This is a genomic window from Acidimicrobiales bacterium (genome assembly GCA_035533595.1).
GTDB lineage: Bacteria > Actinomycetota > Acidimicrobiia > Acidimicrobiales > Bog-793 > DATLTN01.
In genome coordinates this window covers 14,101-27,785 of record DATLTN010000042.1, presented here as the reverse complement: position 1 = coordinate 27,785, position 13,685 = coordinate 14,101, and the positions used below count along the sequence as shown (strand labels likewise).

Sequence of the window (13,685 nt, the reverse complement as noted above, 5' to 3'; positions counted from 1 at the left end):
CACAAGCGGACCAGCTCTGCTGCGATACACCAAATTCCCATAGACACATTTCCTGACCTGCCATCTTGCGCCAGCGAGGCGCCCGAACCGGAGGCCTCTCAGTGGGAGGCGCCGGGGCCGAGCGGTGGGCCGGGGACTCGGGAAGTGGGTGGAGCAGCGGGCTGCGAGGGCGTGGCTCGAGCCTCGATCACCCGCCGACGGCCCGCGCCCATCGTCTGCACCCGGCGAGACAGCCGGTGGCCGGCGGCCCTGATGACGAGGTGGCGCACGGGCCCAATCATGAGGAGCAGGCCGAGCGCGTCGCCGACGAAGCCGGGCACGCAGATCAGCACCCCAGCGAGCAGCACGACGACTCCGTCGAGCAGCTCCCGGTTCGCCAGCTCGCCGCGGGCGAGGCGCTCCTGGGCGTGCGCCAGCACGCCCAGCCCGACGCGACGGACGACGAGGGGACCGAGCGCGCTCACCACGAGCACGAGGCCGAGTGCCGAGAGGAAGCCGACGTGGCCGGCGACGAGCGCGAAGGTCGCGATCTCGACACCCACCGCCAGCAGGACACCAATGAAGAACACATCGCAAGCTATCGGGAATCGGCCGCGACGAGCCCCGCGTCGGCGCGCTCCGGAGGAGCGTCACCCGCGCGAGCGCGATGCTGCGCTGATGGTGCGCTTCGAGGCACTCGTCGCCGAAGGAGCGGCGGAGCCCACCGAAGGCTGGGACTTCTCCTGGTTCGAGGGGCGCGCCACCGAGGCGCGCCCCTCCTGGCGCTACGCGGCGCTGCTCTCCTCGCGTGCCGCGGCTGCCGCGGCCGTCCTCGACGTCCAGACCGGAGGCGGTGAGGTGCTGGCGACGGTCGCCGAGCCGCCGCCGAAGCTCGTCGCCACCGAGGCCTGGTTACCGAACGTCGAGCTCGCCCGATGTCGACTCGCCCCGCTCGGCGCCTCGGTCGTCGCCGTCGGGAACGAGGTGCTCCCCTTCGCGGGCTCCTCCTTCGACCTCATCGTCAGCCGGCATCCGGTCACCACGGCCTGGGAGGAGATCGGGCGGGTGCTGCGGCCGGGGGCGAGCTACCTGTCCCAGCAGGTCGGCCGGGGGTCGAACCGGGAGCTCACCGACTTCCTGATGGGGCCGCAGCCGGTCAGCGAGGCGCGCAGCGTGAGCACGCACGTCGCCCGTGCCGAGGCCGCCGGGCTCGAGCTCGTCGATCTCCGCGAGGAGAGCCTGCCGGTCACCTTCCACGACGTCGGTGCCGTCGTCTACTTCCTCCGCAAGGTCCTCTGGACCGTCCCCGGCTTCTCGGTCGAGTGGTACCGGGGCCGCCTCCTCGCCCTCCACGAGCAGATCGAGAGCGAGGGGCCCTTCGTCTCGCATGCAGCGCGCTTCCTGATCGAGGTGCGGCGCCCGCCGGCCTGAGCGCCCGCCTCCGCGACGGGGTCAGCCGCCGAGCACGTCGGCGAGCGCGTCGGCCAGCAGGTCCACCTGTTCGGGGTCGGGGTCCGCCGGATTGAGGATCAACTCGTCACAGCCCGCCTCGGCAAAGCGGTCGAACTGGGCGCGGACGTCCCCCGCCGTGAGCAGCGCGCTCGTCGCCCGCTGCTCTGCACCCTCACCGCGGTAGGCGTTGTAGGCGCGGACGTAGTCGTCCACGGCGTCACGGCCGTTCGGGCCGAGGGCGAAGCGGGGCGTGAGCGCAAGGAGACGGGGACGGCCCTCGCGCCCGGCTTCGCGCCAAGATGCCTCAAGGAGGTCGGCACCACTGCGCAGGCCGTCGACGCCGCCCGAGGTCGCACAGATCCAGCCGGTCCCGTACTCGGCGACCCGCCGGAAGGTTGCCGGCGAGCGCCCACCGAACAGCAGCGACGGCCCGCCTGCGGTCGCGGGCTTCGGGCCGAAGGCGGCCGGCTCCCCCGTCCACAGCGACCGGCACTCGGCGAGGAGCGCGTCGGTCCGCCGGCCGCGCTCGTGCAGGTCGACGCCGGAGAGCGCGAAGTCGTCGACGCGCGAGCCGACGCCGAGGCCGAGCACGAAGCGCCCCGCCGAGAGACGATCGATGCTCGCCGCCTGCTTCGCGAACTCGGCGACGTTCTTGCGGAGCGGCGCAACCACCACCGAGGCGGTGATCCGCACCCGTTCGGTCACCGCCGCCGCGGCCGCCGCGGTGATGAGAATCTCGTAGCCGTCCCAGACGAGACGTTCGTCGACGACGAGGCTGTGGAAGCCCCGCGCCTCGGCGCGCCGCGCCCACTCGAGGACGGTGCTTGCCTCCGTCCCCGGTATGAGCCCGGGCAGACCGATCGCGATGTCCATCTCCACCTCCGGCGCCCGACCGTAGTCAAGGTCGCGCCGGCGGCCGGACGTCACCCACGGCGGCGCGGCTCAATAACGTGCTCTGCGGGTATCTGCTCTGCGGCGGACGAGGAGGTCTCGATGAGCGACGGCGCGAGACGCGAGGAGCACGATGAAGTGCTCGAGGTCTTCTGGCGACCGGGCTGTCCCTACTGCTACCGGCTGCTCGACGCGCTGGAAGCGGCGCGGGTGCGCTTCCGGGCCCACAACATCTGGGAGGACGAGACGGCGCGGGCGATCGTCGCCGCCATCAACTCAGGCAACGAGACCGTGCCCACGATCGTGATCGGCGACCTCAGCGCGACCAACCCGGAGCCCGGCGGGCTCCTCGACACGCTGCGCGCCGAGCACCCCGGCCTCTTCTCGCCTGCCGAGGTCGGCTGACCCCGGCCTGCAACTGCGGGCCGGCGCCTCCTACGGCTCGGCCGTCGCCTGCTCAGCGGCCGCGCGACGCCCGACGGCGCGACGGCGGACCGCCCCCTCGGCGAGGCCGACGCTCGGGTTGCGTGCGTCCTCGCGGTTGACGACTCCGCCCGGCGGGACGAGCTCGTCGAGGCGGTCGAGGGTGGCATCGTCGAGCTCGACGGGGGCGCCGGCGATGAGGTCCGCCATCTGCTCGTAGGTGCGGGGGCCGACGATCGCCGCGGTGACCGCGGGGTGGGTCATCACGAAGGCGAGGGCGAGGTGGGTGACCGAGATCCCGGCATCGGCGGCGATCTTCTCGAGCTCGGCGAGGAGGGCGTACTTCGCCTGGTTGCCCGGCTGCGCGAGGTCGAAGCGATAGGGGGAACGCTTCGCGCGCGCCGAGTGGTTGCGCACGTCGTCGTCGCTCCTGTAGCGGCCGGTCAGCCAGCTGCCGTTGAGCGGGCTCCAGACGATCGCCCCCATGCCGTAGCGCTCGAGGGTCGGGAAGACGCTGCGCTCGGCGCCGCGCACGAACAGCGAGTACTGCGGCTGCTCGACGCGGAACTTCACGTGCCCGCGTCGCTCGGCGACCCACTGCCCCTCGACGATGCGCTCGGGGGGCGTGTTCGATGCGCCGATCGCCCGCACCTTGCCCTTGTGCACGAGGTCGCTCAACGCCCCGAGGGTCTCGTCGAGGTCGGTGCCGAAGTCGGGGCTGTGCAGCTGGTAGAGGTCGAGCCAGTCGGTCTGCAGGCGGCGCAGGCTCGCATCGACGGCGCGCTCGATCCAACGCCGAGAGCCGCCCCGCTCGTTGAGGCCGGGCCCCGCGGGGAGGCCGAACTTGGAGGCGAGGACGACCTCGTCGCGCCGCCCGACGAGCGCCTTCCCGAGGATCTCCTCGGAGCGGCTGTTCGAGTAGCGGTCGGCGGTGTCGATGAAGTTCACGCCGGAGTCGAGGGCGAGGTGGACGACGCGGGCGCAGTCGTCGGGATCCTCGTTGCCGGCCCCGAAGGCCATCGCCCCGAGGCAGATCGCCGAGACCTGCATCCCCGTGGCGCCGAGGTTGCGATAGCGCATCGAAGCTCCTCCCCGGAGGCGCCGCCCGGCGCCCTCCGTCGGCCGCATCTTCGCAGCTGAGCACCGCTGCGGTCATCCACGCGCTACAACTGGCGATGAGCGCCATGGACCGCACCCCGTCCCCCCATCGCACCGAGCGGCGGATCGTCGCGCTCTCTGTCGGGATGTCGGTCGCCTTCGGCCCCCTCGGACTGCTCGCGGGGCGCATCCCCCTCCTCGGGGGCACGAGCGAGAGCGCCGGCCGCTGGATCGCCTTCACCGCCTGGTTCGCCCTCTACGGCCTGGTGATGGGGCTCGCCCTCGCCTTCGCCTGGAGGGTCGAGAACCCGGCCCTCGTGGCGCGCCGTCGCCGGCGCGCCCGCGAGCGCGAGGACTACTGGATCGGCGACTGGAGCACGCTCCTCGAGGAGCCGCCCGAGGGAGCCGCCCTCGGCGCGGAAGAGCGCCGCGAACCGCGGTAGGCGAGGCACCGCGCCGAGGTTGCCTTGACGCACCCGCGAGCGGGCGCGATCGTGGCTGAGCAGCCATTTCCGCTCGCAGGGGAGTCATCGATGATCGAGCAGCCGCGTCCGAACCCGCCGACGTTCACGACACTCGACGAGGAGCGCACCTACCGCAAGCAGCACCTCGCCGCCGCCTTCCGGCTCTTCGGCCGCTTCGGCTTCAGCGAGGGCACCGCCGGCCACATCACCGCCCGCGACCCCGAGCTCCTCGACCACTTCTGGGTCAACCCCTACGGGATGCACTTCTCGCGCATCAAGGTGAGCGACCTCATCCTCGTGAACGAGTCGGGCGAGGTGGTGGAGGGCAGCCGCCCCGTGAACCGCGCCGCCTTCGCGATCCACTCGCAGGTGCACGCGGCGCGCCCCGACGTCGTCGCCGCGGCGCACACCCACTCCATCCACGGCCGCGCCTGGTCCTCGCTCGGGCGCCTGCTCGACCCGATCAACCAGGACGCCTGCTCGTTCTTCGAGGACCACGCGCTCTTCGACGACTTCACCGGGGTGGTCCTCGACCCGGCCGAGGGCGAGCGCCTGGCGAAGACCCTCGGCCCGCACAAGGCGATGATCCTGCAGAACCACGGCCTGCTCACCGTCGGAGAGACCGTCGACGAGGCGGCGTGGTGGTTCTTGAAGATGGAGCGCACCTGCCAGGCGCAGCTCCTCGCCGAGGCCGCCGGCAAGCCGATCCTCATCGACCCCGAGTACGCGACCCTCACCCGCCAGCAGAGCGGCCACGCCCGCGCCGGGTGGTTCAGCTTCCAGCCCCTCTACGACCTGATCATCGAGGAGGAGCCGAACCTCTTCGACTGACCGCGGGGCGCGCGGCGCCGCCTAACGACGAGCACCTCCCCGCACGGGGGCGGGGTCGTTCGCGACCCGCAGCAGCACCTCGGCACGGCAGGGATCGCCCGGACCACACCAGCAGAGGAGGTCGCGGCCCGCGAGGGCGGCGCGCACCTCGTCGGGGCCGAAGGCGAGCGCCCCGGACCACAGCGCCTCCTCGTAGCGGGTGGCGCAGGTGGCGGCGTCGCTGTCGACACCGAAGCGGAAGGGGTTGCCCCAGCGCGAGGGGCGCGAGACCACCACCGCGCCGGTGGGCTTGCGCCAGCCCTTCGTGCGGTGCAGCTGCAGGCGGCGCAGCCAGCTCAGCTCCGCAGCTGGTCGAGGGCGGCGAAGAACTCGGGGAAGGTCTTCGCCACACAGCCCGGGTCGTCGATCTCGATGCCGGGCACGAACAGGCCGAGCACCGAGAAGGCCATCGCGATGCGGTGGTCGCCGTGGGTGCGCACGAGGGCGCCGTGCGCTGCGGAGGGAAAGACCGTGAGGCCGTCCGGATCCTCGCGCACCTCGACGCCACAGCGGCCGAGCTCGCTCACGACGGCACCGATGCGGTCGGACTCCTTGGCACGGATGAAGCCGACGCCGCGGATCTCGGTCGGCCCCTCGGCAAAGGCCGCCACCACGGCGAGCGTCGGGACGGTGTCCGAGAAGGAGCCGCAGTCGACCGAGACCCCGCCGAGGCGACGGGGGCCGCGCACCTCGGTCGCCCTCGGCGAGGAGGAGACGGCGGCACCCATCGCGGCCAGCACCTCGACAAAGGCGAGGTCACCCTGCACCGAGTCGCTCCCGAGGCCGTCGACGGCGACCCGCCCGCCACCGATCGCCGCCGCGGCAAAGAAGTAGGAGGCCGCCGAGGCGTCGGGCTCGATCGCGAGACTGGCGCCGCGGTAGCCACCGGGCGCGACCCGGTAGCGGCGCCCCTCCGCGTCGACCTGTGCGCCGAAGTCCCGCATCACCGCGGCGGTCATCGCCACGTAGGGCGCCGAGACGAGGGCGCCCTCGACGGTGATCTCGAGACCCTCGGGGGCGAGCGGCGCGGCGAGCAGGAGCCCCGAGAGGAACTGGCTCGACACCTCGCCCGAGACGCTCGCCCGCCGCCCGACGATGGGCCCGGAGATCTCGACGGGCAGCGAACGCCCCGCCGGGGCCTCCCCCACCACCGCGCCGAGCGCGCGCAGCGCACTGAAGAGATCCCCCATCGGTCGCGCCGCGAGCTGCGGGTCGCCGTCGAGGCGCCAGGGCCCCCGCGCGAGGGCGACGACGGGGGCGACGAAGCGCGCCGTCGTCCCGGACTGCCGGGCGAAGGCCGTCCCCGTGGGCGGCAGTGCCCCGTCGATCCCCTCGATCTCGGCCGTCGCCGCCGCAGGGTCGTGGTCGACGACGGCCCCGAGGGCGCGGGCGCAGTCGAGCATCGCCTCGGTGTCGTCGGCGAGCAGCACCCGGCTGAGCGAGCTGTGGCCACGGGCCAGCGCGGCGGCGAGGAGCGCCCGGTTGGTGATGCTCTTCGAGCCGGGGAGCTCGACGTCCGCGTCGATGCGCCGTTCGAGGGAGGCGACGGTCAGCGCCATCGGCGCCAGCGCTACAGCTGGAAGGCGGCGGCGATCGAGCGGTCGGCCTCGGCGTAGGCGACGCCGGCCTTCGCGAGCAGCTCGGAGATCGCGACGAGCGCCTGGTGGACGTGCTCGGCACCGGCCTGCCACTGGGCCCAGAGGTCGTCGAAGGACTCGCTCGCGCTCCCCTGCCAGTCCGTGGTGAGCGGCCGCACCTTCGCGGCGAGCTGGTCGAGGAGCGTCTCGATCGCGGTCGCGCCCTGCTGGATCTCCTGGGAGAGCTCCTGGAGTGTCTCCGGCGTTGCCCCAATTGCGCTGGGCATCTGCCTCTCCTCCTTCGCCTGTCGGGGCCGCCCCGGCCCGGCGGGCCGAATCGTTCGAGTGCTGCAAGGTTAGCGCCCGACGGAGCATCGACCCTGATCGAAGCGCTCAGCCTGCGGCGCCCGGCGGTGCCTGCTCCCCGTGGGCGAGGTCGAGGCGCTCGGAGAGGAAGCGGGCGAGGTGCTGCCCCCAGCGGCGCTGCGACTCCGCCGTGATCCGGAGCGGCAGAGGGCCCTCGACGGGGGCCGGGGCCACCTGCTCCTCGGGCACCGGTGCCGCGGAGGCGACGGCCTCGCCGCCGCTCGTCTCGGCTCCCCCCGCGGCCTCCGCCAGCGGCTCCTCGGGGGCCGCCACGGGGACGGCAGCGGGCTCGGGCTCGATCCACTGGTCGAGCGAGACGAGGATCGACGGCTCCTCGGCGATCGGAGCGGGTGGGTCGTCGTCCGCGACCTCGGTCGCCTGAGCGGCGACGACCGGCGTCATCGGCAGCCCGAACGCGTCCTCCTCCAGCTCCGCGGCCGCGGCCGAGGGGGCCTCGCGCGGCTCGTCGGGCGCGGCCGCCTCCTCGCTTCTGGGCGCTCCCCCCGCGGTGGCCGCCGTCGCGGGGTCCTCGGTGCGCGCCTCGGCGCCCTCGACCTCGCCGCTGCCGAGCGCGTCGGGGCGCTCCGCCTCCCCGATCGCCCCGACCGCGGCCGCCGCCGCGTCCGCGAGGCGCGCGCGGCGCACGACGCTCGTCGGTGCGAGCACCTTCAGCGCGAACAGCCGCTTCGCCGAACCGGACTCGAGGAGCGACCGGGTGGCCTCGGAGAGGCCGAGTGCCTTCGCCGCGAGCGGGCCAGGGGTCGCGATCGGCAGCAGCAGACCCCTCGCGACCTGCAGCTCGGCGAGGGGGGTAATGCCATGGGGGGAGGCGAAGGCGTCGACCGAGAGGCCCCGGTGCGGCCAGTGGGCGCGCAGCACCGGGACGAGCTCGTCGGGCTCGAGGCCGAGGTGCTGGGCATAGCGAAAGAGGACCACGACCGCAGCCTGCTGGGTGTGGAGCGTCTCCAGGCGGCCGCGTTCGAGGGCGTCGAGGTCGACGACCGGGACGCTGATCGCGTCACGCACGTCCTCGAGGCGCAGCTCGGAACGCTCACGGGCGGTCCGCAGCAGCAGGCCGAGCTCGATCGGGTCGGCGGGGGGCGCGGGCCGCACCTGCACCGCGACCGAGGAGGTCTCCACCTCCGGTGCGCTCCGCCGGAAGAGCCTCACCACGTCGGCGTGACCCCGACCGGCCACGTCCGCGACGAGAGGGGGTGCCGATCCATCGGGAAAGCATGCCCGATCGCCGCGCCATGGTGCGTCATCGACCTCACGGGCCGGGCGGCGCCGCCCCTGGCATGATTGGCGGCGTGGTCGTACACCCCCAGGCGAGCGCCTTCGACAACGTCGCCACCGAGTACGAGCAGGGACGTCCCGGCTATCCCCGCAGCCTCCTCGACTGGGTGATGGAGCGCGGCGCGCTCGCCCCCGGCTCGACGGTGGTCGACCTCGCGGCCGGAACCGGCAAGCTCACGCGACTCCTCGTCGAGAGCGGGGCGCGCGTCATCGGCGTCGAGCCGCTCGCCGCGATGCGCGAGGAGTTCCGCCGCATCCTCCCCGACGTCGAGATCCTCGACGCCGCCGCGGAGTCGATCCCGCTGCCCGACGGCTGCGCCGACGTTCTCACCTGCGGCATGGCGATCCACTGGTTCGCGAACACGGTCGCGCTCGCGGAGATCGCGAGAGTGCTGCGCGACGGTGGCGAGTTCGTGATCGCGATGAACGGCCACGACAAGACCAACCCCGTGCAGCGGCGCATCTCCGAGATCCGCCGCATCGCCGAGGCCGAGGGGGGCGAGGTCACCCCGGGGGGCGACTGGCGCTCGGTCGTCCTCGCCGATCCGCACTTCGAGCTGATCGGGCAGGTCACGCTCGCCAACCACCACGTCATCGACCGCGCCGGCCTCCTCGGCCGCGTCCGCTCCTCGAGCCCGGTCGCCCGCCTCCCCGAGGCGCGGCGCGCCGAGCTGCTCGCCGGCCTCGACGAGCTCGTCGAGGGCGACAGCGTCGACCTCACCCCGATCACCGAGGTGGTGGCGCTGCGCAAGGTCGCCGCCGCGCCAGCACCGGGCTGACCATGGACGACGAGGCGGTCACCCGTCGCCTCGCCGGCCGTGCGGTGCTCCTCGACGACGCGGCGGCGCGCGCCAAGCGCTACCTCGCCGAGCTCGCCGGCCGGCCGGTGCGCCCGGACCCCGGCGGGATCGCGGCGCTCTCCGGTTTCCCCGCGGCGCTCCCCGAGCGGGGCCTCGAGGAGACCGAGGTCCTCGCCCTCCTCGACGGGCTCGGCTCGCCCGCGACCGTCGCCACCGCCGGGCCCCGCTTCTTCGGCTTCGTGAACGGCGGGGCGCTGCCGGTCGCGGTCGCCTCCTCGTGGCTCCTCGCCGCCTGGGACCAGAACGTCGCGCTCGGGGTGATGTCGCCGGCGGCCCCGCACCTCGAGGCGATCGCGCTCGGATGGGTCGTCGAGCTCCTCGGCCTCCCCGCCACGACCGGTGGCGGCTTCGTCACCGGCGCCTCGATGGCCAACGCGAGCTGCCTCGCCGCGGCACGCGACGCGGTCCTCCGCCGGCAGGGCTGGGACGCCGCCGCCGACGGCCTCGTCGGGGCGCCGCCGGTCGAGGTCTTCGTCGGTGACGAGGCGCACACCACAGTGCGCAAGGCGCTCGGCCTGATCGGCCTCGGCCGCGACCGCGCCCGCCGGCTGCCCGTCGACGACGAGGGGCGGATCCTCGCCGAGGCGCTCCCCGCAATCACCTCCCCGGCGATCCTCTGCCTGCAGGCCGGCAACGTGAACAGCGGGGCGAGCGACCCCTTCGCTCCGCTCGTCGAGTGGGCGCACGCCGCCGGCGCCTGGGTGCACGTGGACGGCGCCTTCGGCCTGTGGGCTGCGGCGTGCCCCTCCCTCGCCCACGAGGTGGGGGGCGTCGAGCTCGCCGACTCCTGGGCGACCGACGCCCACAAGTGGCTGAACACCACCTACGACTGCGGCATCGCCCTCGTGCGCGACCCCGAGGACCTCGCGCAGGCGATGCAGGCCGCCGCCGCCTACCTGCCGCGGGGGGCCGGCCGCGACCCGATGCGCTACACCCCCCAGACCTCCCAGCGCGCCCGCGGGGCGGAGGTCTGGGCGGTGCTCGCCTCGCTCGGGCGCGAGGGCCTCGCGGCGCTCGTCGCCGCGAGCTGCGCGCACGCCCGCCGCTTCGCCGCGGCGCTCGTGGACGCCGGCCACGAAGTACTCAACCGCGTCCACCTCAACCAGGTGGTCGTCGACTTCGGCGGCGCCGAGCGCAACGCGGCGGTGATCGCCGCACTGCAACAGGAGGGCACCTGTTGGTGCGGGCCGACGCAGTGGCGGGACCGCTCTGCGATGCGGATCAGCGTGAGCTGCTGGGCGACGAGCACCGAGGACGTCGAGGCGAGCATCGCCGCGCCGCTCGGTGCGGCCGCAAAGGCGGGGATCCGGCGGGCGCGTAGGTTGAGCTGATGCAGCAGATCACCCTTGGTCGCACCGGTCTCACCGCGAGCGTCGCCGGCCTCGGCGCGGGGGGACCGAGCCGCCTCGGCCTGCGCACCGGCGCCGACGCGCAGTCCCCGATCGACCTCGTCCGTCACGCGCTCGACCTCGGGATCACCTTCGTCGACACCGCCCCCACCTACGGGACCGAGGAGATCGTCGGCAAGGCGATCGCCGGGCGGCGCGACGAGATCGTGCTCTCGACCAAGGTCCGCCCCCGCAAGCGCCTCGGCGAGCGCAACTCCGCGGAGGAGGTGCGCCAGGCCCTCGAGGAGTCGCTCCGCAACCTCGGGACCGACGTCGTCGACCTCCTCCACCTGCACGCGGTCGAGGTCGCCGACTACGAGTTCGCGATGGAGGAGCTGCTACCGGTGCTCGAGGAGTTCCGCGCCAAGGGCTCGGCGCGCTTCCTCGCGATCTCGGAGGACTTCGGCACCGACCTCGAGCACGAGCTGCTGCGCCTCGCCCTCGTGGACGACCGCTTCGATGTCGTGATGGTCGGCTTCAACTTCCTGAACCCGAGCGCGCAGCGCTCGGTCCTCCCCGCCGCGGCGAAGCGCGGCACGGGCGTCGAGGTGATGTACGCGGTGCGCAGGGCACTCAGCCGCCCCGAGCGCCTCCACGAGATCCTCGCCGGGCTCGTCACCGACGGCCTGGTCGACGCCGAGCTCCTCGGAACCGGTGAGCCGCTCGAGTTCCTCGTCCGCGAGGGCGGGGCCCGCTCGCTCGTCGACGCCGCCTACCGCTTTGCTCGCCACCAGGCGCCCGGGGCGGTGATCCTCACCGGGACGGGCAGCCCCGAGCACCTCACCGAGAACGTCGCCTCGATCGACTCGCCGCCGCTCGACCCCGCGGCCGTGCGCCGTCTGGAGGCTCTCTTCGGCCATCTCGCGACGACCTCGGGGGACTGAGCGCCCTTTCGGTGCGGCGCAAAGTGGTTAGCCTTGCGAAGTGCCTTCCGCTGATACCCTCGGCGCAGGGCGCTGCGAGCGGGGGTGAGCCAGTGAGCACCGCCGCCAAGCTCCCCGACCCCGTCGGGGAGGAGACGCCCGAGACACTCGATCCGCGGGGCCACAAGATCCACCCGTACCTCATCTTCACCGTCGCCGTCACGGCGATGACGATGGCCTCGCTCGACCAGTCGATCGTCGCCACCGCCCTCCCGACGCTGCGCCACGACCTGCACGCACCCCTCAACTGGGCGGGATGGACGATCACCGCCTACCAGTTCGGCCTCGTGATGGCCTTTCCGGTCGCGGGTCGGATCAGCGACCAGTTCGGGCGGAAGAAGGTCTTCTTCTTCGCCCTCGTGCTGTTCACCGCCTCCTCGCTCGCCTGTGCCACGGCGAGCAACATCTACGTGCTCATCTCCTGCCGGGCGGTGCAGGCCCTCGGCGGCGGCGCCTTCACGCCCTCCGCGATCGGGATCATCACCGACCACTTCGGCCGCAACCGCGACCGCGCCGTCGGGATGATCTCGAGCACCGTGCCGATCGGCTCCCTCGCGGGGCCGGTGCTCGGCGGCGTCCTCGTCACCTACTGGTCGTGGCGGGGGGTCTTCCTCATCAACATCCCGATCGGCATCGTGGCGATCGGGATGACGGTGCGCTTCGTCCCCCGCTCGCGCCCGCTCGTCGTCCCCAAGCCCGACGTGAGCGGGGTGGCGCTGCTCGCGGGGATCCTCCTCCCCCTCATGTACGGGATCTCGGCGCTCGGCAACCGTGCGACCTCGCTCTGGTCGGCGCCGGTGATCGCCCCGATGGGCGGCGCGATCGTCTGCGGCGCATTCTTCGTCCACCACATGAAGGTGCGGACCGACCCGATCATCCCGATCCACCTGCTCCGGGAGCGCTCCTTCGGCACGCTCAACCTCATCAACTACCTCTACGGAGGGTGCGCCCTCGGCATCGGGGCGATGCTCCCGCTCTATGCCGAGCAGCGCTACCACTTCGGCTCACTCGAGGCCGGCAGCTTCCTCTCGACGAGGGCGGTCGGCGTGCTCACGATCGCCTCGACGACCGCCTTCCTCATCCGCCGCATCGGCTACCGGCGACCGATGATCGCCGGCTTCAGCTTCGCGGCGGCCGGGATGATCGTCCTCGGCATCGCCCCGCACGCCCTCACCGTCTACGCATGGCTGGCCATGGGCGCCGCGTTGATGGGGATCGGCAACGGGATGGCGGCCCCCTCGACGAACAACGCGATGCTCCACCTCGCGCCGCAGTCCGCCGGGTCGATCTCGGGGCTGCGCGGCATGTTCCGTCAGTTCGGGGCGATCTCGGTGGTCTCCATCGCGACCTCGATCGCGGCGCGCAGCGCGGACGAGGGGATGGCGCTCTCGCACATCTTCATCGTCTGCGCGATCGTCGTCACCGCGATCGTGCTCCCCCTCGCCTTCAGCATCTCGGACCACCGCGGCAGCTGGTAGCGGGTGCCGCGCGCGTCGTCGTGCGCGCGGCGGGCCGCAGGGTCACTCCCCGGCGAGCGCGGCGAGCGCGGCGTCCAGGGTCGTCTCGAGCGAGCCACCCGAGGCGCGGATGAAGTACTCGACCTGCAGGTTGATCCGCGACTGGTCGTTGTCCCCCGCGAGGCGGAAGTCGCTGCGCAGCCCCACGACCCGTCGCCCGAGCGCTGAGGCATAGCCGACCTCCGCGGCGGTCCCGGGGTCGGGCTCCGCGCCATCGAGGAGGGCGAGGACGACCGAGCACTGGCGGATGAGGAGGGCGTTCTTCGCGCCGGTCTCGTCGTTCAGCCGGCGCAGCGCCGTGTCCCGCTCCTCTGACCGGGGGGTCTCCACCAGCACGGCGAAGCGTCCGTAGGGGTCGAACCAGGGGTCGAGCACCTCGTAGCCCTCGGCCTCGAGACGGGGATGGAGCACGTCGGTGAGGTAGTGGCGCCCCGGCTCGCTGAAGCCGAGGGGGCTCGCGACGTAGACGGCGCCCGCTTCGCTCACGCTCACCAGCCGACCGTACCGGTCCGGCGGCCAGAGCGCCTGTCGTTCGACCGCCGCCACGCCCGCCTTGCGCCGCCCTCTAGTCTCGCTCGCAG

General features: G+C 73.2%; 16 protein-coding genes. 8 read left to right on the top strand and 8 right to left on the bottom strand.

What is annotated here, in order from left to right; genetic code table 11:
- Positions 1 to 98: 98 nt before the first annotated feature.
- Positions 99 to 569, bottom strand: coding sequence for an FxsA family protein (locus VNF07_08125; GenBank protein ID HVB06191.1), 471 nt, complete (start codon positions 567 to 569; stop codon positions 99 to 101).
- 88 nt (positions 570 to 657) lie between these two features.
- Between VNF07_08125 and VNF07_08120 the strand changes: the two genes are divergently transcribed.
- A complete protein-coding gene (locus VNF07_08120; GenBank protein ID HVB06190.1) occupies positions 658 to 1,410 on the top strand; it encodes a methyltransferase domain-containing protein in 753 nt (250 codons plus the stop codon).
- A gap of 21 nt (positions 1,411 to 1,431) precedes the next feature.
- On the opposite strand, the gene VNF07_08115 is transcribed toward VNF07_08120, so the two are convergent.
- Positions 1,432 to 2,304, bottom strand: coding sequence for an LLM class flavin-dependent oxidoreductase (locus tag VNF07_08115; GenBank protein ID HVB06189.1), 873 nt, complete (start codon positions 2,302 to 2,304; stop codon positions 1,432 to 1,434).
- Positions 2,305 to 2,424: 120 nt separating this feature from the next.
- Here VNF07_08115 and VNF07_08110 point away from each other — a divergent pair, with 120 nt between their 5' ends.
- Positions 2,425 to 2,727 (top strand): glutaredoxin domain-containing protein, encoded by a 303-nt coding sequence (locus tag VNF07_08110; GenBank protein HVB06188.1) that lies wholly within the window; start codon positions 2,425 to 2,427, stop codon positions 2,725 to 2,727.
- 30 nt (positions 2,728 to 2,757) lie between these two features.
- On the opposite strand, the gene VNF07_08105 is transcribed toward VNF07_08110, so the two are convergent.
- Complete coding sequence (locus VNF07_08105; protein ID HVB06187.1) at positions 2,758 to 3,825, bottom strand: aldo/keto reductase; 1,068 nt, start codon at positions 3,823 to 3,825, stop codon at positions 2,758 to 2,760.
- Positions 3,826 to 3,929: 104 nt separating this feature from the next.
- On the opposite strand from VNF07_08105, the gene VNF07_08100 reads away from it, so the two are divergent.
- Positions 3,930 to 4,286: a hypothetical protein gene (locus VNF07_08100; GenBank protein HVB06186.1), complete on the top strand. Its 357-nt coding sequence runs from the start codon at positions 3,930 to 3,932 to the stop codon at positions 4,284 to 4,286.
- Between the two features lie 90 nt (positions 4,287 to 4,376).
- On the top strand, positions 4,377 to 5,138 hold the full coding sequence (locus VNF07_08095) for a class II aldolase/adducin family protein (GenBank protein ID HVB06185.1): 762 nt from the start codon (positions 4,377 to 4,379) through the stop codon (positions 5,136 to 5,138).
- Positions 5,139 to 5,159: 21 nt separating this feature from the next.
- Here the strand turns inward: VNF07_08095 and VNF07_08090 are convergent, their stop codons facing one another.
- The 4 genes from VNF07_08090 to VNF07_08075 form a co-directional block, all read right to left on the bottom strand.
- Entirely contained in the window at positions 5,160 to 5,453 is a 294-nt protein-coding gene (locus VNF07_08090) for a DUF4326 domain-containing protein (protein HVB06184.1), read from the bottom strand.
- 20 nt (positions 5,454 to 5,473) lie between these two features.
- Entirely contained in the window at positions 5,474 to 6,736 is a 1,263-nt protein-coding gene (gene aroA, locus VNF07_08085) for a 3-phosphoshikimate 1-carboxyvinyltransferase (protein ID HVB06183.1), read from the bottom strand.
- A gap of 11 nt (positions 6,737 to 6,747) precedes the next feature.
- Positions 6,748 to 7,041 carry a WXG100 family type VII secretion target gene (locus tag VNF07_08080; GenBank protein ID HVB06182.1) on the bottom strand — a complete coding sequence of 98 codons (294 nt, stop codon included), beginning with the start codon at positions 7,039 to 7,041 and terminating at the stop codon, positions 6,748 to 6,750.
- Positions 7,042 to 7,147: 106 nt separating this feature from the next.
- A complete protein-coding gene (locus tag VNF07_08075; protein ID HVB06181.1) occupies positions 7,148 to 8,317 on the bottom strand; it encodes a helix-turn-helix domain-containing protein in 1,170 nt (389 codons plus the stop codon).
- Between the two features lie 113 nt (positions 8,318 to 8,430).
- On the opposite strand from VNF07_08075, the gene VNF07_08070 reads away from it, so the two are divergent.
- The 4 genes from VNF07_08070 (at position 8,431) to VNF07_08055 (ending at position 13,065) form a co-directional block, all read left to right on the top strand.
- Complete coding sequence (locus tag VNF07_08070; GenBank protein ID HVB06180.1) at positions 8,431 to 9,195, top strand: class I SAM-dependent methyltransferase; 765 nt, start codon at positions 8,431 to 8,433, stop codon at positions 9,193 to 9,195.
- A 2-nt stretch (positions 9,196 to 9,197) separates the two neighbouring features.
- Positions 9,198 to 10,607 carry a pyridoxal-dependent decarboxylase gene (locus VNF07_08065; GenBank protein HVB06179.1) on the top strand — a complete coding sequence of 470 codons (1,410 nt, stop codon included), beginning with the start codon at positions 9,198 to 9,200 and terminating at the stop codon, positions 10,605 to 10,607.
- Positions 10,607 to 11,548, top strand: coding sequence for an aldo/keto reductase (locus tag VNF07_08060; GenBank protein HVB06178.1), 942 nt, complete (start codon positions 10,607 to 10,609; stop codon positions 11,546 to 11,548). Before VNF07_08065 ends, VNF07_08060 begins: the two co-directional genes overlap by 1 nt.
- A 92-nt stretch (positions 11,549 to 11,640) precedes the next feature.
- A complete protein-coding gene (locus VNF07_08055) occupies positions 11,641 to 13,065 on the top strand; it encodes an MFS transporter (protein HVB06177.1) in 1,425 nt (474 codons plus the stop codon).
- Positions 13,066 to 13,107: 42 nt separating this feature from the next.
- Here VNF07_08055 and VNF07_08050 read toward each other — a convergent pair whose 3' ends face one another.
- A complete protein-coding gene (locus VNF07_08050) occupies positions 13,108 to 13,596 on the bottom strand; it encodes a nucleoside 2-deoxyribosyltransferase (protein ID HVB06176.1) in 489 nt (162 codons plus the stop codon).
- Positions 13,597 to 13,685 lie beyond the last annotated feature (89 nt).

Coding starts and splice junctions, on each gene's coding strand:
- VNF07_08120 (HVB06190.1), top strand. CDS start 658: ATGGTGCGCTTCGAGGCACTCGTCGCCGAAGGAGCGGCGGAGCCCACC.
- VNF07_08115 (HVB06189.1), bottom strand. CDS start 2,304: ATGGACATCGCGATCGGTCTGCCCGGGCTCATACCGGGGACGGAGGCA.
- VNF07_08110 (HVB06188.1), top strand. CDS start 2,425: ATGAGCGACGGCGCGAGACGCGAGGAGCACGATGAAGTGCTCGAGGTC.
- VNF07_08105 (HVB06187.1), bottom strand. CDS start 3,825: ATGCGCTATCGCAACCTCGGCGCCACGGGGATGCAGGTCTCGGCGATC.
- VNF07_08100 (HVB06186.1), top strand. CDS start 3,930: ATGGACCGCACCCCGTCCCCCCATCGCACCGAGCGGCGGATCGTCGCG.
- VNF07_08095 (HVB06185.1), top strand. CDS start 4,377: ATGATCGAGCAGCCGCGTCCGAACCCGCCGACGTTCACGACACTCGAC.
- aroA (HVB06183.1), bottom strand. CDS start 6,736: ATGGCGCTGACCGTCGCCTCCCTCGAACGGCGCATCGACGCGGACGTC.
- VNF07_08080 (HVB06182.1), bottom strand. CDS start 7,041: ATGCCCAGCGCAATTGGGGCAACGCCGGAGACACTCCAGGAGCTCTCC.
- VNF07_08065 (HVB06179.1), top strand. CDS start 9,198: ATGGACGACGAGGCGGTCACCCGTCGCCTCGCCGGCCGTGCGGTGCTC.
- VNF07_08060 (HVB06178.1), top strand. CDS start 10,607: ATGCAGCAGATCACCCTTGGTCGCACCGGTCTCACCGCGAGCGTCGCC.